Below are 23,806 nucleotides of genomic sequence, written 5' to 3'. Positions count from 1 at the left end.
CTTCCCCGCCGGGAATCGCCGGCACGCATCACCGGCGCACGAGGCCAGGCGCTACGCGCCGACTTCAGACTCGACCGGCCGGCTGCCGATTTCGCGCATCCAGCGTACTTCGTCTCCCGGGCTGCGGCCGAACAGCCGCTTGAACTCGCGGCTGAACTGCGACGCGCTCGCATAGCCGACCCGTGCCGCCGCCGCACCCGCGCCGATACCGTCCTGCACCATCATCAAGCGCGCCTGGTGCAGGCGCGCTGCCTTCACATACTGCATCGGCGACGTCGCCGTCACGTGCTTGAACTGCGCGTGGAACACCGCAACGCTCATCCCGGCCTCGCGTGCGAGCGTCTCGACGTCGAGATCGGCCTTCAGGTCCGCATGGATGCGCCGCAGCGCCTTCGCGATGCGGCCGAAATGATGCTGCTGGACGAGCGCCGCCCGAATCGCGTCGCCCTGCGCGCCCGTCAGCACGCGGTATGCGATCTCGCGCATGATCGCCGGCCCGAGCACGCACGTGTCGTGCGGCGACGCGAGCGCTTCGAGCAGCCGCACCACAGCGTCGGCGAGCGGCGCATCGAGCGGCGTCGAATAGACGCCGTGCGGCTCGCTGACTGAAGCGCCCAGCGTCTCGTCGAGCAGGATCGCGAGCTCGGCGATCACCGCGAGATCGACGCGGATCGAGATCGCGAGAAACGGCTCGTCCATGCTCGCGAAGGTCTCGCATTCGAACGGCAGCGGCACCGACAGCACGAGATACTGCTGCGCGTCGTAGACGAACGAGCGGTCGCCGAGATAGCCGAGCTTGCGGCCCTGGCACACGACGATGATGCTCGGTTCGTACAGCACCGGCATGCGCGGCACGGGGCGGTTCACGCGGAAGAAGCGCACGCCGTCGAGCGCCGCCGGCGTATCGCCCTCGTTCGGCGCGAGACGCGCATGCAGCTCGATCATGCGGCGCCGCACACGGTCGCCCGTGTCGTCGAAAAGGGGTTGGAAGCTCACGGGCGTCGTCCTGTCCGGCAAGAGAATCAGGCTCGCAATGTAGCACCTTGAAAGCGTTTTGACGGCCGTTCGCGTGCAATTCCAGAGGAATAGGCAAATCTTCGAGACCTTCGTGTATTTCGCCGACGCGGCCCGCTCCTTACGATGGGCACCTGTCTCGCCGCGTCGCCACATGATGCGGCGGCAGTCTGATTTGCCGGCCTTTTTGCCGGACAAGGAGCCCCCTGCATGAGCACAACCTACGCTTACGCGGCGACCGACGCGCGCTCGCCGCTCGCCCCGTTCGAATTCCAGCGCCGCGCGCTGCGCGACCTCGACGTCCAGATCGAGGTGCTCTACTGCGGCGTCTGCCACTCGGACCTGCACCAGGCCCGCAACGAATGGCGCAACACGATCTACCCGGTCGTGCCGGGCCATGAAATCGTCGGCCGCGTGACCGCGACCGGCCCGCAAGTGTCGCGCTTCAAGGTCGGCGAGCTGGTCGGCGTCGGCTGTCTCGTCGATTCGTGCCGCACCTGCCCGAGCTGCGCGGAAGGCCTCGAGCAGTATTGCGAGAACGGCTTCGTCGGCACCTACAACGGCCAGGACCGCCTGACCGGCGACGTCACGTACGGCGGCTATTCGACACAGCTCGTCGTCGACGAGGCGTTCGTGCTGCGCGTGCCCGAGACGCTCGACCCGGCCGGTGCCGCGCCGCTCTTGTGCGCGGGGATCACGACCTATTCGCCGCTGCGCCAGTGGAACGTCGGGCCCGGCAAGAAGGTCGGCATCGTCGGCCTGGGCGGGCTCGGCCACATGGGTGTGAAGCTCGCGCGCGCGATGGGCGCGCACGTCGTGCTGTTCACGACGTCGCCGTCGAAGATCGAGGACGGCAAGCGTCTCGGCGCGCATGACGTGGTGATCTCGAAGGACGAAGCGCAGATGAACGCGCACCTGAACAGCTTCGACTTCATCCTGAACACGGTCGCCGCGCAGCACGACCTGAACCCGTTCCTGCACCTGCTGAAGCGCGACGGCACGATGACGCTCGTCGGCGCGCCGGAGCACGATCACCCGTCGCCGCAGGTATTCAACCTGATCTTCAAGCGCCGCCGCCTCGCGGGCTCGCTGATCGGCGGGATCGCGGAAACGCAGGAAATGCTCGACTTCTGCGCGGAGCACGGCATTACGTCGGATATCGAAACGATTCCGATGCAGCAGATCAACGCCGCTTACGAGCGGATGCTGAAGAGCGACGTGAAGTACCGGTTCGTGATCGACATGGCGTCGATCAAGCAGTAAGCGACGCACCAAACGAAACGGGGCCGCATGTTCGACATGCGGCCCCGTTTTGCGTCCGGCGACCGGACGACTCGACAGCGACGCGCACCGCGTCGCGCCGACGCTCACTTCTTGTAGTCGTAATCGACCGTCAGCGGCGCGTGATCGCTGAACTTGATGTCCTTGAAGATCGACGTGCGTTTCGCGGTGCCGGCCACGCCCGGCGTCGCGATCTGGTAATCGATGCGCCACCCGACGTTCTTCGCGTACGCCTGGCCGCGGTTGCTCCACCACGTGTACTGCTCGGGGCGCGGATCGAGCGTGCGGAACACGTCGACGTAGCCGACATCGTCGAACAGCTGCGTGAGCCACGCGCGCTCTTCCGGCAGGCAGCCCGAATTCTTCTGGTTGCTCTTCCAGTTCTTGATGTCGATTTCCTTGTGCACGATGTTCACGTCGCCGCACAGGATCACCTCGCGCTTCTTCTTCAGCTCGGCGAGGTGCGGCATGAACTCGTCCATGAAGCGGTACTTCGCCTGCTGGCGCTCTTCGCCGCTCGAGCCGGACGGCACGTACACCGACACGACCGACAGCTTGCCGTAGCGCGCCTCGACGTAGCGCCCCTCGGAGTCGAATTCGCTGCTGCCGAAGCCGATGATCACGTCATCGGGCTCGTGGCGGCTGTACACGCCCGCGCCGCTGTAGCCCTTCTTCTCGGCGTGATGGAAGTAGCTCCTGAAGCCGTGCGGCTCGACGAATTCGGCCGGCAGGTCGTCGGCCGATACCTTGATTTCCTGCACGCACACGCAGTCGGCATTCTGTTCGCCGAGCCATTCGAAGAAGCCCTTCTTCGCGGCGGAGCGGATGCCGTTCAGGTTGGCGGTAATCACTCGCATCATGTCGGGTTCCGTTGTTCAGTTCAGTTCAGTTCGATGTGGTTGCAGGAGCGCAGCCTAGCGGATCTTCACACCTTCGAGTTCCGGCTTCGGCGGCGGGAATTCGAGCTTCATGTCGGTCATCGTGCGCAGCAGCAGCTCGGCGATCATCACGTTGCGATGCGTCTTCGAATCCGCCGGGATCACGTACCACGGCGCATGCTCGGCCGACGTCGCGGCGAGCGCATCGCGGTACGCCGACTGGTACGCCTCCCAGTGCTTGCGCGCGTCGAGATCGGCGATGTCGAACTTCCAGTGCTTGGTCGGATCGTCGATGCGCGCCTGCAGCCGCTCGCGCTGCTCGTCCTTCGAGATGTGCAGGAAGCACTTGACGATCGTCGTGCCGTTCTCGAACAGCATCGTCTCGAAATCGCGGATCTGCCGGTAGCGGCGCTCGCATTCCTTGTCGTCGATCGCGCCTATCACGCGCGGCACGAGCACGTCTTCGTAGTGGCTGCGGTTGAAGATCGCGAGCTCGCCCGCGGCCGGCACCTGCAGATGCACGCGCCAGAGGAAATCGTGCACGGCCTCGATCGGCGTCGGCGCCTTGAACGACACGACGCGCAGGCCGAGCGGATCGACCTCGCGGAACACGGCGCGCACGGTGCCGTCCTTGCCGCTGGTATCCATCCCCTGCAGCACGAGCAGCACGCGCTTCTTCTGCTGCGTGTGCAGGCGCTCCTGCTGGACGTCGAGCTCGGTCGACACGGCGGCCAGCCGTTCGCGGTCGGCGTCCTTCGACCCCGACGAAAACGGCTTCGCGGCCGGATCGAACGCATCGAGCCTGAATGCGGCAGCTTCCTTCTCGCGCGTGCTGTACGGCACGCGGAAATCGTCGAGCGACGGTTGTTTCGCCATTCGTTCCTCCGTTGGACGGTGCGATGCACACGCGCACACGATAACGCATGCACCAAAGCGACGGGCCGCCCCGAACAGGTTCGGCGGCGGCCCGTCGTCAGGCGCGGTTCAGGCGCGCGGCCATGCTCAACCGAGTTTCTTCTTCAGCAGCTCGTTGACCTGCTGCGGATTGGCCTTGCCCTTGGTCGCCTTCATCGCCTGGCCGATCAGCGCGTTGAACGCCTTTTCCTTGCCGGCGCGGAACTCCTCGACCGACTTCGCGTTCGCCGCCAGCACCTCGTCGATGATCGCTTCCAGTGCGCCGGTGTCGGAAATCTGCTTCAAGCCCTTCGCGTCGATGATGCGGTCGGCCGCGCCTTCGTCGGTCGCCTTCTCGTCCCAGATCGTCGCGAAGATTTCCTTCGCGATCTTGTTCGAGATCGTGCCGTCGGCGATGCGCTGCAGCACCAGTGCAAGCTGCGCGGCCGATACGGGGATCGCGTCGATCTCGATGCCGTCGCGGTTCAGCTGCGACGACACGTCGCCCATCAGCCAGTTCGCGGCGATCTTCGCGTTCGCGGCGCCGGCCTTCGCGACCACCGCCTCGAAGTAGGCAGCCATCGCCTTGCTCGACGTCAGCACGCCCGCGTCGTACGCGGACACGCCGTACTGCTCGACGAAGCGCTGCTGCATCGCGGCCGGCAGCTCGGGCATGCCGGCCTGCACGCGCTCGACCCAGTCACGGCCGATCACGAGCGGCATCAGGTCGGGGTCGGGGAAGTAGCGGTAGTCGTGCGCGTCTTCCTTGCTGCGCATCGAACGCGTCTCGCGCTTGTCCGGATCGTAGAGGCGCGTTTCCTGCACGACTTCGCCGCCGTCCTCGATCAGCTCGATCTGGCGGCGCACTTCGTAGTTGATCGCCTCTTCAAGGAACCGGAACGAGTTCAGGTTCTTGATCTCGGCACGCGTGCCGAACTTTTCCTGGCCGACCGGGCGCACCGACACGTTCGCGTCGCAGCGGAACGAGCCTTCCTGCATGTTGCCGTCGCAGATGCCGAGCCACACGACGAGCGCGTGCAGCGCCTTCGCATACGCGACGGCCTCGGCCGCGCTGCGCATTTCCGGCTCGGTGACGATCTCGAGCAGCGGCGTGCCCGCGCGGTTCAGGTCGATCCCGGTCATCCCGGCGAAGTCTTCATGCAGCGACTTGCCCGCATCTTCCTCGAGGTGCGCGCGGGTCAGGTTGACGGTCTTCTCGTACGCTTCCTTGCCGGCCTTTTCGTTGGCGGGCACCTGGATCGTGATCTGGCCGCCCTGCACGACCGGAATCTCGTACTGGCTGATCTGATAGCCCTTCGGCAGATCGGGGTAGAAGTAATTCTTGCGCGCGAAGATGCTGCGCGGCGCGATGGTCGAGCCGATCGCAAGGCCGAAGCGGATCGCGCGCTCGACCGCGCCGCGGTTCAGTACCGGCAGCACGCCCGGCAGCGCCAGGTCGACCGGGCAAGCCTGCGTGTTCGGCTCGGCGCCGAACTGCGTCGACGCGCCCGAGAAAATCTTCGAGACGGTCGACAGTTGCGCGTGCGTCTCGAGACCGATGACGACTTCCCATTGAGTAGCCATATGCTTACACCCCTGCCGGAACTTGCTTGTGCCAGTCGGTCGCGCGCTGGAACGCGTCGGCGACCTGCAGCATCCGGGCTTCGTTGAAATAGTTGCCGATGATCTGCAGACCGACCGGGCGCTTCGCGTTCGCGCCGGCGCCGAAGCCGCACGGCACGCTCATGCCGGGAAGACCGGCGAGGCTCACCGACAGCGTGTAGATATCCGCGAGATACATCTGCACCGGATCGTCGCCCTTCGCGCCGAGATCCCATGCGACCGTCGGCGACGCCGGGCCCATGATCACGTCGCAGGACTTGAACGCTTCCTGGAAATCGTTCGCGATGATGCGGCGGATCTTCTGCGCCTGCAGGTAGTACGCGTCGTAGTAGCCGTGCGACAGCACGTAGGTGCCGACCAGGATCCGGCGCTTCACCTCGGGGCCGAAGCCTTCGGCGCGCGACTTCTTGTACATGTCGAGCAGGTCGCCGTACTGCGCGGCGCGGTGGCCGAAGCGCACGCCGTCGAAACGCGACAGGTTCGACGACGCCTCGGCCGGTGCGATCACGTAGTACACGGGAATCGACAGTTCCGTCTTCGGCAGCGACACCGGCACGAGCGTCGCGCCGAGCGCCTCATATTGCTTGAGCGCCGCGTCGATCGACGCACGCACGTCGTCGGCCAGACCATCACCGAAATACTCGTTCGGCAGGCCGATGCGCAGCCCCGCGAGCGGCTTGCCCGCATCGTTGCCGGCCGCCCACGGCTGGCCGAGGTGACGCGTGAAATCCTCGTCGTCGCGCTCGAGGCTCGTCGAGTCGCGCTCGTCGAAGCCGGCCATCGCGTTCAGCAGCAGCGCGCAGTCGGACGCGCTCTGCGCCATCGGGCCGCCCTGGTCGAGCGACGACGCGAACGCGATCATCCCGTAGCGCGACACGCGGCCGTAGGTCGGCTTGATGCCCGTCACGCCCGCGAACGACGCGGGCTGCCGGATCGAGCCGCCGGTGTCGGTGCCGGTCGCGGCCGGCGCGAGGCGCGCGGCGACGGCGGCCGAGCTGCCGCCCGAGCTGCCGCCCGGCACGGCGTTCGTGTCCCACGGGTTCTTCACCGCGCCGAACGCCGAGTTCTCGTTGGACGAGCCCATCGCGAACTCGTCCATGTTGGTCTTGCCGAGCGTGACCATGCCGGCCGCCTGCAGGCGGGCGACGACGGTCGCGTCGAACGGGCTTTCGTAGTTCGCGAGCATCTTCGAGCCGGCGGTCGAGTGCCAGCCGCGCGTGACGAACACGTCCTTGTGCGCGATCGGCAGGCCGGTCAGCGCGCCGCCCGCGCCGCGCGCGAGCTCGGCGTCGGCGGCCTTCGCCTGCGCAAGGGTGAGGTCGGCATCGACATGGACGAACGCGTTCAGGTCGCGTGCCGCGTCGATCCGTTTCAGGTAGAGCTGCGCGAGCTCGACGGCCGAGCATTCCTTGGCGGCGAGCGCGGCGCGCAGTTCGGTCAGGCTTTTTGCGTGCATTGAGTGGTTTTCCTGGGAATTCTGGGTGGCGCGCGGCGCAAGCCGGCCGGCGCGCTTCTCATCGAATGCTTACTCGATCACCTTCGGCACGAGATAGAGGCCGTCCTGGACGGCCGGCGCCGGACGCTGGTTGTCGTCGCGATTGACGACTTCCGTCACGGCGTCGTCGCGCAGGCGCTGCGCGACTTCCTGGATCTGTTCGATCGGGTGGGCGAGCGGCGCGATGCCGGCGGTGTCGACCGCCTGCATCTGCTCGACGAGGCCGAAGAATTCGTTGAGCTGGCCGAGCGTATGCTCGGCGTCGGCGTCGGCCATTTCGAGTCGCGCCAGGTGCGCGATGCGTTTCACATCGGTCAGGGTCAGGGCCATGCGATCACCGGAAAAACAAGGCTGCGCAGCGCATTGAAAACCGCGCTGCGGCGGGGGGTTGGAGGGTACGATCCCACCCTCAAAAATCGGGGCCGAAGCGGCAAAAATACCGTCCGTTTCGATTCAAATACCGCGAAATTATAAGGTATCATTACGCGTTCGACCCAAACCCGGCAGCCTTTTCCCGCACCGTTTCGCCCCGCTTCGGCAAGCCGTGCGTGCTTCGTGCGATTCCCGGTAGACATCACTCGCAGCTTCGTGCGCCGCGGCGGCCGCTTCCGCCACGCTTCCCGAGGCTGTTATTTTTTCCGCTGCCCGCCCTCAGCGTTCGCTATGCAGGGCCGGCCCAGAGCGAAACAGGATTCTGAATGTTCGGTTTTTTGCGCAGCTACTTCTCCAACGATCTGGCGATCGACCTCGGCACCGCAAACACCCTGATCTACATGCGCGGCAAGGGCATCGTGCTCGATGAGCCGTCGGTCGTGTCGATCCGCCAGGAAGGCGGCCCCAACGGCAAGAAGACGATCCAGGCAGTCGGCAAGGAAGCCAAGCAGATGCTCGGCAAGGTGCCGGGCAACATCGAGGCGATCCGCCCGATGAAGGACGGCGTGATCGCCGACTTCACCGTCACCGAGCAGATGATCAAGCAGTTCATCAAGACGGCGCACGAGTCGCGCATGTTCTCGCCGTCGCCGCGCATCATCATCTGCGTGCCGTGCGGCTCGACCCAGGTCGAGCGCCGCGCGATCAAGGAAGCCGCGCACGGCGCCGGCGCATCGCAGGTCTACCTGATCGAGGAGCCGATGGCGGCCGCGATCGGCGCGGGCCTGCCGGTGTCGGAAGCGACCGGCTCGATGGTCGTCGACATCGGCGGCGGCACCACGGAAGTCGGCGTGATCTCGCTCGGCGGCATCGTCTACAAAGGCTCGGTGCGCGTCGGCGGCGACAAGTTCGACGAGGCGATCGTCAACTACATCCGCCGCAACTACGGAATGCTGATCGGCGAGCAAACCGCCGAAGCGATCAAGAAGGAAATCGGCTCCGCGTTCCCGGGCTCCGAAGTCAAGGAAATGGAAGTGAAGGGCCGCAACCTGTCGGAAGGCATTCCGCGCAGCTTCACGATCTCCAGCAACGAAATCCTCGAAGCGCTGACCGATCCGCTGAACCAGATCGTGTCGTCGGTGAAGATCGCCCTCGAGCAGACGCCGCCGGAACTCGGCGCCGACATCGCCGAGCGCGGGATGATGCTGACGGGCGGCGGCGCACTGCTGCGCGACCTCGACCGCCTGCTCGCGGAAGAAACCGGCCTGCCGGTGCTCGTCGCCGAAGATCCGCTCACCTGCGTCGTACGCGGTTCGGGCATGGCGCTCGAACGCATGGACAAGCTGGGCAGCATCTTCTCGTACGAGTGATCGCCTAAGCAGTCCCGTTTGATATGACGCACCCGCGGCGTGGCCGGATCGCTCGTTCAGAACGAACCGCCACGCCGTTCGCGCGTCTGAGCATTATTTAACCGATCGCCACGCGCCCGGCGCCGACCATGGAATACAGTCCGCCGCCCCTCTTCAAGCAAGGTCCGCCCGCGCTCGCGCGGCTCATCTTCTTCGTCGCCCTCGCCATCGCGCTTCTCGTATCGGACGCGCGCTTCAGCACGCTCGAAATCGTCCGCGGCGTGCTCGGCACCGTGCTGTACCCGCTGCAGCGCGCGGCGCTCGTGCCGCGCGACCTGTTCATGGGCGCGGCCGACATCGCCGTCACCGGCACATCGCTGCGCCACGAGAACGACGCGCTGCGCAAGCGCAACCTGCAGCTGTCCACGCAGGCCAACCAGGCCGCGGTGCTCGCGCAGGAGAACACGCATCTGCGCGCGGTGCTCGAACTGCGCCAGCACATCGCGACGCATTCGACGCCGGTCGAGATCCAGTACGACACCAGCGACCCGTTCACGCAGAAGATCGTGATCGGCCAGGGTTCGCAGCAGGGCATCCAGAACGGCGCGCCGGTCGTCAGCGAGGACGGCGTGATCGGCCAGGTCACGCGCGTGTTCCCGCTGCAGGCCGAAGTCACGCTGATCACCGACCGCGATCTCGCGATTCCCGTGCAGGTGCTGCGCACCGGCCTGCGCAGCGTGATCTACGGCACGCCGAAGGGCGATTCGCTCGACCTGCGCTTCGTGCCGACGAGCTCGGACCTCGTCGCGGGCGACGAACTCGTCACGAGCGGCCTCGATGGCGTCTATCCGCCGGGCCTGCCGGTCGCGAAGGTCGCGAAGGTCGACAAGCTCGCCGATACCGCGTTCGCGCGCGTGACCTGCGCGCCGGTCGCCGCCGTGCGCGGCGCGCGCCAGATGCTCGTGCTGCATTACCAGAACGATGTCCCGCCGCGCCCGGCCGAGCCCGAGCCGGCCGACAAGAACGCGAAGGGCAAGAAGGGCGCCAAGGCCGCCGCGAAGAGCGACAAAGCCGAGAAGGCCGACGCGAACGCGAAGCCGGCCGCCGCGGCCGCACCCGGCGCGAAACCGGCGGCGGCTGCACCTGCCGCCCCCGCCGCCCCCGCCGCTCCGGCCAAGCCCGCCGCCGCGCCCGCGAAGCCCGTGGCCGGGCAACCAGGAGCCCAGCGATGAACCGCCCGCAATACATCCTGCAGCCGGTCAACCCGTACTTCATCGTCTTCAGCCTCGCCGCCGCGTTCCTGCTGAACCTGATGCCGTGGGGCCGCCTGCCCGGCGTGCCCGACTTCGTCGCGCTCGTGCTGCTGTTCTGGAACATCCACCAGCCGCGCAAGGTCGGAATGGGCGTCGCGTTCGCGCTCGGCATCCTGATGGACGTGCATGACGCGGGGCTGCTCGGCGAGCATGCGCTCGCCTATACGCTGCTGTCGTACGGCGCGATCACGATCCACCGCCGCGTGCTGTGGATGCCGATCGGCGTGCAGGTGCTGTACGTCACGCCGCTGCTCGTCGTCGCGCAGCTGGTGCCGTTCGTGATCCGCCTCGTGATGGGCGCCGCGTTTCCCGGCTGGCGCTATCTGGTGGACGGCTTCGTCGAGGCCGCGCTGTGGCCGATCGCGAGCCACCTGCTGCTGATGCCGCAACGCCGCCCGGTCGACCCGGACGATACGCGCCCCATCTGAGCCGGACCGACCTTGAATACCCGCCGCCCCCACGCCCGCGCGCCGCGCTCCGGGGCGGCTCCTCGCCCGCGCGCGCTCGCCGCGCACGGGCCAGATCGATCGTAACCGCATGACCGAATTCAACGACACCCAACAGCAGCTCTCGAAGTTCCGCCTGCGCGTCGCGGCGGCGGGCGTGTTCGTGTTCGTCTGCTTCGGGCTGCTCGCGAGCCGCTTCTTCTACCTGCAGCTGATGCAGCACGGCAAATACGCGCTGCAGGCCGAGGAAAACCGCATCTCGGTCGCACCGATCGTGCCGAACCGCGGAATCATCACCGACCGCAACGGCGTGGTCCTCGCGAAGAACTATTCGGCCTACACGCTCGAGATCACGCCGTCGAAGCTCGACGACACGCTCGACAACACGATCGACAAGCTGTCCGAGATCATCCCGATCGACGCGCGCGATCGCCGCCGCTTCAAGAAGCTGCAGGAAGACTCGAAGAATTTCGAGAGCCTGCCGATCCGCACGCGCCTCACCGACGCGGAAGTCGCGCGCTTCACCGCGCAGCGCTTCCGCTTTCCCGGCGTCGACGTGCGCGCGCGGCTGTTCCGCCAATACCCGCTCGGCATGACGGCCGCGCACGTGATCGGCTACATCGGCCGGATCTCGAAGCGCGACCAGGATCGCATCGACGCGATGAGCGACGACAACGACAGCGACCAGGAACACTACGATCCGCGTCGCGACGCGAACAACTACAAGGGCACCGACTACATCGGCAAGATCGGCGTCGAGCAGAGCTACGAAACCGAGCTGCACGGCCTCACGGGCTTCGAGGAAGTCGAGGTGACGGCCGGCGGCCGGCCCGTGCGCACGCTGTCGCGCACGCAGGCGACGCCCGGCAACAACCTCGTGCTGTCGCTCGACATCGCGCTGCAGCAGGTCGCCGAGCAGGCGTTCGCCGGCAAGCGCGGCGCGCTCGTCGCGATCGAGCCGAAGACGGGCGACGTGCTCGCGTTCGTGTCGTCGCCGAGCTTCGACCCGAACTCGTTCGTCGACGGCATCGACCAGCAGACCTGGGACGAACTGAACAACTCGCCCGACAAGCCGCTCCTGAACCGCCCGCTGCACGGCACCTACCCGCCCGGCTCGACGTACAAGCCGTTCATGGCGCTGGCCGGCCTGACGCTCGGCAAGCGCACGCCGGGCTGGGGCTTCCAGGATCCCGGCTACTTCACGTTCGGCGGGCACACGTTCCGCAACGACGTGCGCTCGGGCCAGGGCTGGGTCGACATGAACAAGGCGATCATGGTGTCGAACGACACCTACTTCTACATGCTCGCGCGCGATCTCGGCGTGAACGCGATCGCGAACTTCATGAAGCCGTTCGGCTTCGGCCAGATCACCGGCATCGACATCCAGGGCGAGGCGCGCGGGATCCTGCCGTCGACCGACTGGAAGAAGAAGGCGTTCAAGAAGGCCGCGCAGCAGAAGTGGTTCGACGGCGAGACGATCAGCCTCGGGATCGGCCAGGGCTACAACTCGTACACGATCCTGCAGCTCGCGCATGCCACCGCGACGCTCGCGAACAACGGCGTCGTGATGAAGCCCCACCTCGTGAAGGAAGTCGAGGATCCGATCACGCGCGGGCGCCACCTGACCGTGCCGAAGGAAAGCGAAACGATCCCGCTCAAGCAGGCCGACATCGACGTCGTGAAGCGCGGGATGGAGAACGTGATCGAGAATCCGTCCGGGACCGCGTACAAGGTGTTCCGCGGCGCGTCGTACCTCGCGGCAGGCAAGACCGGTACCGCGCAGGTGTTCTCGCTGCAGGGCTCGAACTACAAGGGCCACCTGCTCGCCGAACACCTGCGCGACCACGCGCTGTTCATCGCGTACGCGCCGGTCGACCATCCGCAGATCGCGCTCGCGCTGGTCGTCGAGAACGGCGGCTGGGGCGCGCAGGCCGCGGGCCCGATCGCGCGCCGCGTGCTCGACTTCTATCTCGTCGAGCGCCAGAAACCGGAGAACGAGGCGGCTGCCGTCGCCGCCGCCGCGTCGGCGACCGAGCCGATCAGCGCACCGGTGATCGGCGATGCCTCGAAGGCCGTGTCCGTCGCGGCCGGCTTCAAGGCGCTGCCGCAGCCCGTCGTGCCGGCCGCGGCCAGCGCGGCGGATGCGGCATCGGCCGCGTCGGCGCCCGATGCGTCGGGTGCGGCCGCGGCAAGCGCCGCGCAGCCCGCCGACGCGAGCGCCGCGGCGCCGAGGGCCGCGAGCCTGCCGCCGATCCGGCGCCCGCACCGGCCGCGCCGGCCCGCCAGCGACGCGCAGCCGCTCGCCGCCGCGCCGCGCGACGACAACTTCCGTGTCACGGCCTCCGCGAAAGCGGTGAACGCCGGCACCGCTCATTAACGGAGAAAGGCATGCAATTCGACAAGCGCGCCTGGCTCGACAAGATCAAGCAGATGTTCGCGGGCTTCGACCGCCCGCTCGCCCTCATCGTGTTCCTGCTGCTGTGCGTCGGCATCGTCACGCTGTACAGCGCGTCGATCGACATGCCGGGCCGCGTCGAGGATCAGCTGCGCAACATCCTGCTGACGTTCGTGCTGATGTGGGTGATCGCCAACATCCCGCCGACGACGCTGATGCGCTTCGCGGTCCCGCTCTATACGTTCGGGGTCACGCTGCTGGTCGCCGTCGCGCTGTTCGGGATGACCAAGAAGGGCGCGAAGCGCTGGCTGAACGTCGGCGTCGTGATCCAGCCGTCGGAAATCCTCAAGATCGCGACACCGCTGATGCTCGCGTGGTACTACCAGCGCCGCGAAGGCGGGCTGCGCTGGTACGACTTCATCGCCGCGTTCGGGATCCTGCTGGTGCCGGTCGGCCTGATCGCGAAGCAGCCCGACCTCGGCACGGGCCTGCTCGTGTTCGCGGCCGGCTTCTTCGTGATCTACCTCGCGGGCCTGTCGTTCAAGCTGATCGTGCCGGTGCTCGTCGCGGGCGTGATCGCGGTCGGCTCGATCGCCGTGTTCGAGGAGCGCATCTGCCAGCCCGAAGTGCAGTGGCCGCTGATGCACGACTACCAGAAGCACCGCGTGTGCACGCTGCTCGACCCGACCTCCGATCCGCTCGGCAAGGGCTTCCACACGATCCAGGCCGTGATCGCGATCGGCTCGGGCGGCGCGCTCGGCAAGGGCTACCTGAAGGGCACCCAGGCCCACCTCGAATTCATTCCGGAGAAGCACACCGACTTCATCTTTGCGGTGTTCTCGGAAGAATGGGGGCTCGCCGGCGGCCTCGTGCTGCTGACGCTGTACATGGCGCTGATCGCACGCGGGCTCTATATCGCCGCGCAGGGCGCGACGCTGTTCGGCCGGCTGCTCGCGGGCTCGCTCACACTCGCATTCTTCGTCTACGCGTTCGTCAACATCGGGATGGTGAGCGGCGTGCTGCCCGTCGTCGGCGTGCCGTTGCCGTTCATGAGTTACGGCGGCACCGCACTCGCGACGCTCGGTGTCGCGATCGGCATGATCATGAGCGTCGGGCGACAGCGGCGGCTGATGAAGAGTTGACGGCGCGGCACGACACTCGGCCGCAGCGGCCGCACACAGTCGCAGCAACGAAAAACGGCGCCACGGGCGCCGTTTTTCGTCAGGCAGGTCGAATGCAGCGGGGCGGCCCGCTCATTGCGGCATCGCGCGCGGGCTCCCATGATCCGCACCGGCGCCCGAAGCAGGCTCCTGCGCTCTCAGCCGCGCGCTCAGTTCCTTGAATTTCAGCCCGGCCGTCTCGTCGCCCTGCGCGGCCGCGGCCGCGTAATACGCGCGCGCGATGTTCAGGTTCTGCGTGACGCCGTCGCCACCGCGCTCGTAGAACGATGCGGTCACGTACTGCGCGGTCGGCTCGCCCGCGTCGGCCGCCTGCTTGTACCACTCGAACGCCCGCCGGTTGTCGCGCGGCGTGCCGCGCCCGTCGAGGAACTGGTTCGCGAGCGACAGCTCGGCCTGCACGTGCCCCTGCTTCGCCGCGCGCAGGAACCAGCGGTGCGCTTCAGCCGGGTTGCGCGCAACGAACTCGCCGTCGTCGAACATGCGCCCGTACACGTACTGCGCATGCGACATGTTCGCGTCGGCCGCCCGCTTCAGCCAGCGCAGCCCTTCGTCGACGTTCGCGGTCACGCCGACACCCGTGAGCAGCATCATCGCGTAGTTGAACTGCGCGAGCCGGTCGCCGCGTTCCGCCGCGTCGTGGAACTGCACCAGCGCCGCGCGATAGTCGCCCGCGTTGTAGTCGGCCACCGCGGATTGCGTCTCGCGCGCCGGGTCCGGCTTCGCGTGCGGCGCATTCTGCGCAACCGCCGCGACGCATACGGCCCACAGCCCGAGCAGCGCGCCGATCCGCCCGCGTACGCCGGCCGTACGCCGCACACCTTCGCGCCCCGCGCCGTCGCCATCGTTCATGACCGCACCTCCTGCAATGCCTGGCGCGTCGCGCGCAGCAGCCAGCTCACGTCGGCCGACAGCGTGATCATCCGGAAGCCGGCCTCGCGATACTGGCGCGCGGTTGCGGTATCGCTCGCGAAGATGCCGACCGCGACGCCGGCCTGCTTGCCGGCCGCGAGCACGCGCGCGATCGCGGTTTCGACGTCCGGATGGCGGCTGTCGCCGAGGTGCCCGAGGCTCGCCGCCAGATCGGCCGGGCCGACGAACAGGCAGTCGACGCCCGGCGTCGCGGCGATCCGCTCGACTTCGTCGATGCCGCGCGCCGATTCGATCTGCACGATCACCGCGACCTGCGCGTTCGCCGTCTGCAGGTAATCGCGACGCATGCCGAACGCCGCCGCACGCACCATGCCAGCCACGCCGCGCAGCCCGTCGGGGGAATCCGGCGACGGGAAGCGCGTGAGCCGCACCGCGTGCGCGGCCTCGCCGGGCGTCTCGATGCACGGGAACATCAGCGTGCGCGCGCCGGCGTCGAGCGCGCGCTTCACGAGCCAAGGCTCGCGCCCCGGCACGCGCACGACGGGCTCGCTCGGCAGGTGCGCGGCGGCCAGCGCGCGCAGTTGCGACGCGACGTCGCGGCTGTCGTTCGGCGCATGCTCCATGTCGATGCAGAGCCAGTCGTAGCCGGCGTGGGCGAGCGCTTCCGCGGCCGAATCGCAGCCGAGCGACAGCCACAGGCCGTACAGCGGCTCGTCGCCGTCGTGCAGGCGTTGTTTGAGGGAATTGGTGAGCGTGCTCATCGATACGGGCTCCTGGACGGAACGGCAATCGAACGGGACAAGCAACGGGCGAAGCGGGCGCAATGCGCCGGGCCGCCATGCCCGGCGGCGCCGGACCGGGCCCTGGAACGTCAGTCGGTCGTGAGCAGCGGATCTGACAGCGCGGGCCGCGCGATGCCGCACGGATGTGTTTTCCGGTGCCACGCAACGATCATAGCGCGGCGTCACGCGGAATGTGGGAACAGGCGGGGAACGGCGCCGGGCGAGGCCGCGCGGCGCGGCGGCAGGCAGCCCGCGCCGGCTGGCGGGGCTGCCGGGAAGGCAGGATCAGCGGCCGGGCTGGCGCTCGACGTCGGCCCAGCAGTTCGGCGTTTCGTACAGGCGCACGCGCTCCAGGCGCAGGTTCACGCCGTAGTGCGCGTCGTACACGTTCGCGAGGATGTCGAACGCGATCGCCGCGAGGTTCTCGACGGTCGGGATCCGGTCGAGCACGACGGTCTTGTGGTCGGCCATCTGCTCGAGGAACGAGCGCACGACTTCGTCGCGCGCGTAGACCAGGAACGCGTGATCCCACTTGTTGACGAGGTGCTCGACCGCGAGCGCCTTCACGTCGGCGAAGTCCATCACCATGCCGCGGTCGGGCGCCCCCTCGGTATCGACGAGATCGCCGCGCAGCGTGACTTCGAGCACGTAGCGATGGCCGTGCAGGTTGCGGCACTGGCTGCGGTGATCGGGAATGCGGTGGCCCGCGTCGAATTCGAGTTTTCGGGTAATCAGCACGATGTCAAAAGCCGTGGCTCAGGGAATGTTCAGATATTTGTGGGTCTGCATCGACAGCCGCCACTGCGGATGCCGCTTGCACCAGTCGATCGCGAGCTTCGTATTGAGGTCGCGCGACGGGCCGTCCATCGGCTGCACGAGAAAATACTCGAAATCGAGCTTCGCGTAGTCGGCCAGCCGCTGATTGTCCTGCGGGATCACGACCTTCAGTTCGTTGCCCTTCGTGACGACGAGCGGCGCGCCGGCCTTCGGGCTCACGCAGATCCAGTCGATCGTCTCGAGCACCGGCAGCGAGCCGTTGGTCTCGATCGCGATCTCGAAGCCCGCCGCGTGCAGCGCGTCGACGAGCGGCTGGTCGAGCTGCAGCATCGGCTCGCCGCCCGTGCAGACGACGAAGCGGTGCGCCTCGCCGTCCGGCCACAGGCCGGCGATCGTCGCGACGAGCGCGTCGGCGTCCTTGAACTTGCCGCCGTTCTCGCCGTCGGTGCCGACGAAGTCCGTATCGCAGAAGCGGCACACGGCGTCCGCCCGATCCTCTTCGCGACCCGACCACAGATTGCAGCCGGCGAACCGGCAGAACACGGCCGGACGGCCCGCGTTCGCGCCCTCGCCCTGCAACGTGTAGAAAATTTCCTTGACCGCGTAAGTCATCGTGCTTCGTCCGGCTCGCGCCGCTTGTTGTCGATCAGAATCCGTTATCCATCCGGCGCTGCCGGCGCACCCGCGTCACAGCGGTGCTTCGGTCACGCGCTCGCCCTTCAGGTAGGCCTCATAGCCGCGCTTGCGCAGCTTGCAGGCCGGGCATTCGCCGCAGCCGAAGCCCCAGTCGTGCAGTTCCGCGCGCTCGCCCACGTAGCACGTGTGCGTCTCGACGCGGATCAGCTCGACGAGCGCCTCGCCGCCGAGTTGTTCGGCGAGTTGCCAGGTCTGTGCCTTGTCCAGCCACATCAGCGGCGTCTCGAGCACGACGCGCGTATCCATCCCGAGGTTCAGCGCGACCTGCAGCGCCTTCATCGTGTCGTCGCGGCAGTCCGGGTAGCCCGAGAAATCGGTCTCGCACATCCCGCCGACCAGCACGCGCAAGCCGCGGCGATAGGCGATCGCGGCCGCGATCGTCATGAACAGCAGGTTGCGGCCCGGCACGAACGTGTTCGGCAAGCCGTTCGCCGCGGTCTCGATCTCGATCGTGCGCGTCATCGCGGTATCGCTGATCGCGCCGAGCACCGACAGGTCGACCATGTGATCGTCGCCGAGGCGGTCGGCCCACGCGGGAAACTGACGCTTCAGCGCGTCGCGCACGCCTTCGCGACATTCGAGTTCGACGCGGTGGCGCTGGCCGTAATCGAAGCCGAGCGTCTCGACCGTCTGGTAGCGTTCGAGGGCCCAGGCCACGCACGTGGTCGAGTCCTGCCCGCCGGAAAACAACACGAGCGCGCCGTCTTTAGCGTCTGTCCGAATCACCGTGATACTCCGTGAATGTGTAGGCTCGCGTCGCGCTGCGCCCCGGGGCCGGCTGCCGCCGGGCGGCCCGACGCGTGCCGGCCTGCGCCGGCTCGACCAGTATAGGCAGCGCGGTCGGCCGCGAACGCGGCGGAGCGCTTATACCGCCCATCGCGCGGCTTCGTTGCCGCACATCACGGCGGCAGCGCCTGCGGGCAGCCTTGCCGTACGCATGAAGCGATGCGCTAAGTCATTGAGCGGGCACGGATTTTATCACGCCCCGGCGAATGCTGCCGGGCGCGCCGCCAATGCCGCGCAAACCCACCACAAACGAAAAACCCCAAGAACCTTCCGATTCTTGGGGTTGGAACTGCTGGTGGCCTGGGACGGAATCGAACCATCGACACGCGGATTTTCAATCCGCTGCTCTACCAACTGAGCTACCGGGCCAACGAAGAAACAAAGTATATCGAGCTTTATTGTGTCGCACAAGGGGTTTCGTGAAATTTCTTATACGGCCCCTTCCGACGGCTTCTTGCCGAGCTCGACGCCGAGCTGCTTGAGCTTGCGATACAGGTGCGTGCGCTCGAGGCCCGTCTTCTCCGCGACGCGCGTCATGCTGCCGTTCTCGCGCGCGAGGTGATATTCGAAGTACGCGCGCTCGAACGCGTCGCGCGCTTCGCGCAACGGGATGTCGAACGGAATCGCGGCCGTCTGGCCCGCGAAGCCGAGCGCCGCGGCCATGTCGTCGCCGAGCGTCGGCAGCGCGGCCGCGGACGCGACCGCCGCCGGGCCCGATGCCTGGCCGCCGCCCGCCTTCGCCGCCGCGTTGGCAGGCACCGGTGCCGCGCCGCGCGCGAGGCCGTGCTCGACCGACTTCAGCAGCTTCTGCAGCGCGATCGGCTTCTCGAGGAAATCGAGCGCGCCGATCTTCGTCGCCTCGACGGCCGTGTCGATCGTCGCGTGCCCGGACATCATGATCACGGGCATCGTCAACAGGCCCTGCGCCGCCCATTCCTTGAGCAGCGTGACGCCGTCGGTATCGGGCATCCAGATATCGAGCAGCACGAGATCGGGCGCCTGATTCAGACGGTATTCCCGCGCGGCCTGCGCGTTCTCCGCCGCCTCGACGACATGTCCTTCATCGCTGAGGATCTCCGAGAGCAATTCCCGGATGCCCATTTCATCATCTACCACCAGGATGGTTGCCATTTACGCTGCCTTTGTCTGCACACTTGCTTTTGTCTTGGCGGGAGCCGTCCCGCCCTGCGCGCCGGATTCGACGCCTGGCGTATCGCTCGCCATCTGCAGGAACAGGATCGACACCTGCGCACCCTCGACGGTCTCGCCGTGCATGCGATTGCGCAGATCGATCCGCGCGCCGTGCTCATCGACGATTTTCTTGACCGTGGCCAATCCGAGCCCCGTGCCCTTCGCCTTCGTCGTCACGTAAGGCTCGAACGCACGGGTCAGGATGCGTGCCGGAAAACCGGGCCCGTTGTCGGACACGGTAAGACGTACCGCGACGCGCGTTTTGCCCTCGGCGTCGGGGTCGCCATATTCTACTGTCTTGGTTTCGATCAACACACGCGGATGCGCGACTTCCGCGACCGAATCCTGCGCGTTCTGCAGCAGGTTGTGAATCACCTGGCGCAGTTGCGTCGCGTCGCCGCGGATCACCGGCAGCGACGGCGCGAGTTCGGCGACGATCGCGCTCTTGCCTTCGCCGACACCATACAGCCCGAGCACCTCGCTCGCCAGTTCGTTCAGCTGCAGGTTGGCGAGCACCGCCGGCGGCGTGCGCGCATATTCGCGGAAGTCGTCGACCATCCGCTTCATCGCGGCCACCTGGTTGACGATCATCGTCGCGCCGCGCTTGAGCACGTCGGCATCGGGCGGCGCGAGCTTGTCGGACAGCTTCATCTGCAGGCGCTCGGCCGACAGCTGGATCGGCGTCAGCGGATTCTTGATCTCGTGCGCGAGCCGCCGCGCGACCTCGCCCCATGCGACCGAACGCTGCGCGGAAATCACGTCGGAGATGTCGTCGAACACGACGACGTAGCCGGACGTCTGCGGATCGTCGGCCTCGCCCTCGACGGTCGATACGAGGCGCGTGCCGCGTACGAGCAAGGTCAGCGGATCGGCTTCGCCCGGCACTTCGATCGCGAACTGCTGCTGCCAGTGGCCGCGATCGCCGCCGCCGTCGTCGGACGCCGCTTCGCGATCGGCGAACGCCTTGCGCACCATCGCGCCGAATTCCGCGACGACGCCGATCCGGTCGAGCGCCGTGCCGATCATCGCGCCGAACGGTTGCCGGAAAATGCGCTCGGCGCCGCGGTTGGCCGTCGTCAGCCGGAACTGGCGATCGAGCACGAACACGCCGGCGGTCAGGTTCGCGAGGATGCTCTCGAGATACGTCTTCGAATGCTCGAGCGCGACGCGGTTCTTCTCGACTGCGAGCCGCGCCTCGGACAGCTGGCGCGTCATCGCGTTGAACGACTGCGTGAGGAAGCCGAGCTCGTCGCGCGACTTGATCTCGCGCTTCGGCGTGTAGTCGCCTTCCGTGATCTCCTTCGTGCCCTGCGCGAGCAGGAACAGCGGCCGCGCGAGCTGCTGGCCGAGCGCGAGCGCGAGCATCATCGCGATGAACGTCGCGAGGAACAGCGCGAGCGTCAGCGTGCCGATGTACATCTTGCGCAAGCCCGTGCGGCCGAGCGATTTTTCCTGGTACTCGCGATACGCGCGCTGCACCGCGTCGGCATTGTGCGCGAGCGTGGGCGGCACCGGCTGCGTGAGCTGCAGGAACCGCTCCGCCGGCTGCAGCAGCGACGTCGTCGCGTCGGGAATCGGCCGCACGACGCGCAGCCGCAGCGCGCCCTTCGCGCCGTGCGCGCGCGGGTCGCCGTCGACCTCGCCCTCGATCGCCGCGTACGCGCCATGTTCGCGCGCCTGGCTCAGCATCAGCGGCGTCGGCAGGTCGTCCGGAATCAGCGCGGCGAAATTGCCCGATGCCTGCGCGACGATGTGCAGCTCGGGCGCCGCGCCAGAGCCGCCGCGGCTCGGCTCGACGATCGTCGCATCCTGCACGCCGAACTGGTCGCGCAGGCGCAACAGCGTGAGCGTCGTGCCGTTCGTGTTCGCATCGACGCTCGCGAGCTGGTCGGACATCAGCCGCGCCTTCGTCTGCAGGTCGGACAGCGACGCGTCGAGCATCCCGCGGCCGAGGTTCAGGCCGGCCGTCAGCGCGGTCTCGACGTTCACGTCGAACCACGACTCGATACTGCGCGACACGAACTGGTACGACACGATGTAGATGATCCCGCCCGGCACCACGCCGACGAGCGCGAAGAACACCGCGAGCTTCGCGAGCAGCCGCGTGCCGAACTTGCCCTTCCTCAGGCGCACGACGATCATCCCGATCAGCCCGAGCACCACGAGCAGGAACACGAGCGCGACGACGATGTTCGTCGCGTACAGCCACGAGTAGTAGCGGTCGAAGAATTCGGTGTTCGCGCTCGCGGCCGCGAGCAGCACGAGCAGCAGCAATGCGGTGATCGCGACGGTCGAGACGATCACGCGAACGAGGAGGCTCTTCCCGCTGGCCGCGCGGCGCACTTTATTTAGCACGTTCGGTCACCGTGAAAGTAAAGCGCTTCCAGTCCGACCCGAGCGTCCAATCGCGGTTGTTCACCGCGTCGACCTGGAACGGCTTCGGCATCAGCGCCGTATCGAGCTGCATCCGCACCGAGGCCGTGTAGGTTTCGCCGGCACGCACCTGGTTGCGGTCGATCACGTGCCACGACGTGATGTGCCGGACGACCGCGAGCGCGTCCTTCAGCGACGGGAAGCCGAGTTGCAGGCCGCCCGTCGACACGCGGTACTCGCGCGTGAGCGGCTGGAACGACAGCCGGATCGTCTGCGACACCGACACCGGCTGCTCGTCGAACCAGTACCAGCGCGCGCGGCCCAGTTCGAAGTCGGTCGTGAAGTAAAGCGGGATGCCCTTGTTGACGGCATCCTCGAGGTTCGGATTCAGCTCGAAATCGAAGCGGGCATCGAGGCTCCAGCCGCTTCCGTCAGCCTGCAGCGATGCGCGCTGCACGGCGATCGACTCGGCGCGCGCCGGCCGAACGACCGTCACGCACAGCGTCAACGCGACCAGCAGGACGGCCGCAAGCCGAAGTGGAAAAAGGTGTTTGATCGTCACCGTTTCTGAAACCGCGCGTAGAAAAATCCGTCGTGATCGGTGTTCTGGTCGCGTGCGCCGGCCGCCCCGCCGTGCACGCCGCCCGGCAGCAGTTGGCCGGGCGCGTCCAATCGTACCGCATCTTCACAGGCCGCTTCAAACCAGCGCGCCTGCAATTCACCTTCCTCGGGGAAGATCGAACAGGTCACGTAGAGCAGTTCGCCGCCCGGCTTCACCAGCGGCCACAACGCGCTCAGGATGCGGCGCTGTTCCGCGACGAGCGCGGCGATGTCGGCTTCGCGGCGCAGCCAGCGGATGTCGGGATGACGGCGCACGATGCCGGACGCCGAGCACGGCACGTCGGCCAGGATGCGGTCGAACGGACGGCCGTCGTACCACGCGTGCGGCGCGCCCGCGTCGCCGACGCGCACGTCCGCCGCGAGCGACAGGCGCGCGAGGTTCTCGCCGATACGCGCCGCGCGTGTCGCGTCGCTTTCGAGCGCAACGACTTCCGCGTCGGCCAGTTCGAGGATATGCCCGGTCTTGCCGCCCGGTGCCGCGCACGCGTCGAGCACGCGCATGCCGTCGCGCGCACCGAGCCATTCGGCCGCGAGCTGCGCGCCGGCGTCCTGCACCGACACGACGCCGTCGGCGAAGCCCGGAATGCGATCGACCGGCAGCGCCGACGCGAGCCGCACCGCGTGACGGCCGATCGCGGTCGCGTCGATCCCGCTCGCGCGCAGCGTGTCGAGATACGCGTCGACGCTCGCGCGGCGCGCGTTCACGCGCAGCGTCAGCGGCCCCTGGCGCTCGCCGGCCGCGAGGATCGCCTGCCATGCGTCGGGCCAGGCCCGCTTCACCGCATCGACCCACCACGCGCGGTAATTCCAGCGCGCGACGGGATCGTCCTGCAGCGCCGCGACGAGCGCATCGCGCTCGCGCTGGAAACGCCGCAGCACTGCGTTGACCAGCCCCTTCGCGAACGCATACTCGCGACGTGCGCCGATCACGGTCACGGCCTGGTCGACGATCGTGAATGCCGGATACGCGGCCGCCTCCTCCGGATCGAGCAGCAGCGCAAGCGCGCCGGCGAGCACCGCATGCACATGCGCGGGCGGCGCCTTGCTGACGAGCCGGCCGATCAGCCAGTCCGCGCTGCCGAGACGACGCATCGTCCGGTACGCAACGTCCTGCGTCGCGCCGCGCGCGAGCGCCTGCGTGCCGGCCGGCATCTGCGCGAACACCGCGGCCAGCGCCGCCGGCAGCGCGGTGCCGCGCCGCACCGCATCGACTGCCTGCGCGGCCGCGTCGAGCGCGAAGCCCAGCGAATCGGGCGCGAGATGCAGCGCGGACAGGCGCGCCGGGCGGCCGGAGGAAGACGGGGCGGAGGAACGGGTTCGTGTCATCGGAGCAAGATCGGCAAACGGGTGCCGCGAGCGGCGGGAACCCTGCGGCCGCGTGGCCGCCGCGATTCCAAACCGCGCATTGTAGCGTGAGGTCATGCGGCCCCTTTACGGGGCGCACAAATGAAACACCCCGCAGCGCGGGG

At 67.6% G+C, this 23,806-nt stretch carries 21 protein-coding genes and 1 tRNA gene; 6 read left to right on the top strand and 16 right to left on the bottom strand.

The window, feature by feature from the left end:
- Positions 1–51: 51 nt before the first annotated feature.
- Positions 52–996 carry an AraC family transcriptional regulator gene (locus NQV17_RS22695; protein WP_257773964.1) on the bottom strand — a complete coding sequence of 315 codons (945 nt, stop codon included), beginning with the start codon at positions 994–996 and terminating at the stop codon, positions 52–54.
- A 228-nt stretch (positions 997–1,224) separates the two neighbouring features.
- Here NQV17_RS22695 and NQV17_RS22690 point away from each other — a divergent pair, with 228 nt between their 5' ends.
- Complete coding sequence (locus NQV17_RS22690; RefSeq protein ID WP_257773963.1) at positions 1,225–2,277, top strand: NAD(P)-dependent alcohol dehydrogenase; 1,053 nt, start codon at positions 1,225–1,227, stop codon at positions 2,275–2,277.
- Between the two features lie 104 nt (positions 2,278–2,381).
- On the opposite strand, the gene NQV17_RS22685 is transcribed toward NQV17_RS22690, so the two are convergent.
- The 5 genes from NQV17_RS22685 to gatC form a co-directional block, all read right to left on the bottom strand.
- Entirely contained in the window at positions 2,382–3,155 is a 774-nt protein-coding gene (locus NQV17_RS22685) for an exodeoxyribonuclease III (protein ID WP_044847825.1), read from the bottom strand.
- Positions 3,156–3,209: 54 nt separating this feature from the next.
- Positions 3,210–4,049: a polyphosphate kinase 2 family protein gene (locus NQV17_RS22680; RefSeq protein WP_257773962.1), complete on the bottom strand. Its 840-nt coding sequence runs from the start codon at positions 4,047–4,049 to the stop codon at positions 3,210–3,212.
- 126 nt (positions 4,050–4,175) lie between these two features.
- On the bottom strand, positions 4,176–5,651 hold the full coding sequence (gene gatB / locus NQV17_RS22675) for an Asp-tRNA(Asn)/Glu-tRNA(Gln) amidotransferase subunit GatB (RefSeq protein ID WP_124570763.1): 1,476 nt from the start codon (positions 5,649–5,651) through the stop codon (positions 4,176–4,178).
- Between the two features lie 4 nt (positions 5,652–5,655).
- A complete protein-coding gene (gene gatA, locus NQV17_RS22670; RefSeq protein WP_257773961.1) occupies positions 5,656–7,146 on the bottom strand; it encodes an Asp-tRNA(Asn)/Glu-tRNA(Gln) amidotransferase subunit GatA in 1,491 nt (496 codons plus the stop codon).
- A 69-nt stretch (positions 7,147–7,215) separates the two neighbouring features.
- A complete protein-coding gene (gatC, locus tag NQV17_RS22665; protein WP_006407213.1) occupies positions 7,216–7,515 on the bottom strand; it encodes an Asp-tRNA(Asn)/Glu-tRNA(Gln) amidotransferase subunit GatC in 300 nt (99 codons plus the stop codon).
- Positions 7,516–7,883: 368 nt separating this feature from the next.
- On the opposite strand from gatC, the gene NQV17_RS22660 reads away from it, so the two are divergent.
- The 5 genes from NQV17_RS22660 (at position 7,884) to rodA (ending at position 14,202) form a co-directional block, all read left to right on the top strand.
- The gene (locus NQV17_RS22660) at positions 7,884–8,927 is read left to right on the top strand and encodes a rod shape-determining protein (protein ID WP_004189550.1); all 1,044 of its coding nucleotides are present in this window, start codon (positions 7,884–7,886) and stop codon (positions 8,925–8,927) included.
- 128 nt (positions 8,928–9,055) lie between these two features.
- On the top strand, positions 9,056–10,138 hold the full coding sequence (gene mreC, locus NQV17_RS22655) for a rod shape-determining protein MreC (protein ID WP_257773960.1): 1,083 nt from the start codon (positions 9,056–9,058) through the stop codon (positions 10,136–10,138).
- On the top strand, positions 10,135–10,647 hold the full coding sequence (gene mreD, locus NQV17_RS22650; RefSeq protein WP_009687274.1) for a rod shape-determining protein MreD: 513 nt from the start codon (positions 10,135–10,137) through the stop codon (positions 10,645–10,647). The genes mreC and mreD overlap by 4 nt, the downstream gene beginning before the upstream one ends.
- Positions 10,648–10,756: 109 nt before the next feature.
- Positions 10,757–13,042, top strand: a complete 2,286-nt coding sequence (mrdA, locus tag NQV17_RS22645) for a penicillin-binding protein 2 (RefSeq protein ID WP_124486701.1) — start codon at positions 10,757–10,759, stop codon at positions 13,040–13,042.
- An 11-nt stretch (positions 13,043–13,053) separates the two neighbouring features.
- Complete coding sequence (gene rodA / locus NQV17_RS22640) at positions 13,054–14,202, top strand: rod shape-determining protein RodA (RefSeq protein WP_257773959.1); 1,149 nt, start codon at positions 13,054–13,056, stop codon at positions 14,200–14,202.
- Positions 14,203–14,313: 111 nt separating this feature from the next.
- On the opposite strand, the gene NQV17_RS22635 is transcribed toward rodA, so the two are convergent.
- The 10 genes from NQV17_RS22635 to rsmB form a co-directional block, all read right to left on the bottom strand.
- A complete protein-coding gene (locus tag NQV17_RS22635; protein ID WP_257773958.1) occupies positions 14,314–15,090 on the bottom strand; it encodes a tetratricopeptide repeat protein in 777 nt (258 codons plus the stop codon).
- On the bottom strand, positions 15,087–15,872 hold the full coding sequence (locus NQV17_RS22630; RefSeq protein WP_257773957.1) for an HpcH/HpaI aldolase/citrate lyase family protein: 786 nt from the start codon (positions 15,870–15,872) through the stop codon (positions 15,087–15,089). The genes NQV17_RS22635 and NQV17_RS22630 overlap by 4 nt, the downstream gene beginning before the upstream one ends.
- Positions 15,873–16,178: 306 nt before the next feature.
- Positions 16,179–16,631: a 6-carboxytetrahydropterin synthase QueD gene (queD, locus tag NQV17_RS22625; RefSeq protein WP_044847357.1), complete on the bottom strand. Its 453-nt coding sequence runs from the start codon at positions 16,629–16,631 to the stop codon at positions 16,179–16,181.
- An 18-nt stretch (positions 16,632–16,649) separates the two neighbouring features.
- A complete protein-coding gene (gene queE, locus NQV17_RS22620; RefSeq protein ID WP_257773956.1) occupies positions 16,650–17,282 on the bottom strand; it encodes a 7-carboxy-7-deazaguanine synthase in 633 nt (210 codons plus the stop codon).
- 75 nt (positions 17,283–17,357) lie between these two features.
- The gene (queC, locus tag NQV17_RS22615; RefSeq protein WP_257773955.1) at positions 17,358–18,092 is read right to left on the bottom strand and encodes a 7-cyano-7-deazaguanine synthase QueC; all 735 of its coding nucleotides are present in this window, start codon (positions 18,090–18,092) and stop codon (positions 17,358–17,360) included.
- Between the two features lie 353 nt (positions 18,093–18,445).
- Positions 18,446–18,521, bottom strand: a tRNA-Phe gene (locus NQV17_RS22610).
- A 60-nt stretch (positions 18,522–18,581) separates the two neighbouring features.
- Positions 18,582–19,283: a response regulator transcription factor EsaR gene (gene esaR / locus NQV17_RS22605; protein ID WP_257773954.1), complete on the bottom strand. Its 702-nt coding sequence runs from the start codon at positions 19,281–19,283 to the stop codon at positions 18,582–18,584.
- Positions 19,284–21,698, bottom strand: a complete 2,415-nt coding sequence (gene esaS, locus NQV17_RS22600; protein ID WP_257773953.1) for a sensor histidine kinase EsaS — start codon at positions 21,696–21,698, stop codon at positions 19,284–19,286.
- Positions 21,688–22,278, bottom strand: coding sequence for a DUF4390 domain-containing protein (locus NQV17_RS22595; RefSeq protein ID WP_257773952.1), 591 nt, complete (start codon positions 22,276–22,278; stop codon positions 21,688–21,690). The genes esaS and NQV17_RS22595 overlap by 11 nt, the downstream gene beginning before the upstream one ends.
- The gene (gene rsmB / locus NQV17_RS22590) at positions 22,275–23,663 is read right to left on the bottom strand and encodes a 16S rRNA (cytosine(967)-C(5))-methyltransferase RsmB (RefSeq protein WP_257773951.1); all 1,389 of its coding nucleotides are present in this window, start codon (positions 23,661–23,663) and stop codon (positions 22,275–22,277) included. Before rsmB ends, NQV17_RS22595 begins: the two co-directional genes overlap by 4 nt.
- Between the last annotated feature and the right edge of the window lie 143 nt (positions 23,664–23,806).

The organism is Burkholderia sp. SCN-KJ (genome assembly GCF_024656005.1).
GTDB lineage: Bacteria > Pseudomonadota > Gammaproteobacteria > Burkholderiales > Burkholderiaceae > Burkholderia.
This window is presented reverse-complemented; position numbering and strand designations above follow the sequence as displayed.

Bases quoted from the DNA above. Each gene is read 5' to 3' on its own strand.
- rsmB (WP_257773951.1), bottom strand. From the start codon at position 23,663: ATGACACGAACCCGTTCCTCCGCCCCGTCTTCCTCCGGCCGCCCGGCG.
- mrdA (WP_124486701.1), top strand. From the start codon at position 10,757: ATGACCGAATTCAACGACACCCAACAGCAGCTCTCGAAGTTCCGCCTG.
- mreC (WP_257773960.1), top strand. From the start codon at position 9,056: ATGGAATACAGTCCGCCGCCCCTCTTCAAGCAAGGTCCGCCCGCGCTC.
- gatB (WP_124570763.1), bottom strand. From the start codon at position 5,651: ATGGCTACTCAATGGGAAGTCGTCATCGGTCTCGAGACGCACGCGCAA.
- NQV17_RS22630 (WP_257773957.1), bottom strand. From the start codon at position 15,872: ATGAGCACGCTCACCAATTCCCTCAAACAACGCCTGCACGACGGCGAC.
- gatA (WP_257773961.1), bottom strand. From the start codon at position 7,146: ATGCACGCAAAAAGCCTGACCGAACTGCGCGCCGCGCTCGCCGCCAAG.
- NQV17_RS22660 (WP_004189550.1), top strand. From the start codon at position 7,884: ATGTTCGGTTTTTTGCGCAGCTACTTCTCCAACGATCTGGCGATCGAC.
- mreD (WP_009687274.1), top strand. From the start codon at position 10,135: ATGAACCGCCCGCAATACATCCTGCAGCCGGTCAACCCGTACTTCATC.
- NQV17_RS22685 (WP_044847825.1), bottom strand. From the start codon at position 3,155: ATGATGCGAGTGATTACCGCCAACCTGAACGGCATCCGCTCCGCCGCG.
- gatC (WP_006407213.1), bottom strand. From the start codon at position 7,515: ATGGCCCTGACCCTGACCGATGTGAAACGCATCGCGCACCTGGCGCGA.
- rodA (WP_257773959.1), top strand. From the start codon at position 13,054: ATGCAATTCGACAAGCGCGCCTGGCTCGACAAGATCAAGCAGATGTTC.
- NQV17_RS22690 (WP_257773963.1), top strand. From the start codon at position 1,225: ATGAGCACAACCTACGCTTACGCGGCGACCGACGCGCGCTCGCCGCTC.
- esaR (WP_257773954.1), bottom strand. From the start codon at position 19,283: ATGGCAACCATCCTGGTGGTAGATGATGAAATGGGCATCCGGGAATTG.
- queE (WP_257773956.1), bottom strand. From the start codon at position 17,282: ATGACTTACGCGGTCAAGGAAATTTTCTACACGTTGCAGGGCGAGGGC.
- NQV17_RS22680 (WP_257773962.1), bottom strand. From the start codon at position 4,049: ATGGCGAAACAACCGTCGCTCGACGATTTCCGCGTGCCGTACAGCACG.
- NQV17_RS22635 (WP_257773958.1), bottom strand. From the start codon at position 15,090: ATGAACGATGGCGACGGCGCGGGGCGCGAAGGTGTGCGGCGTACGGCC.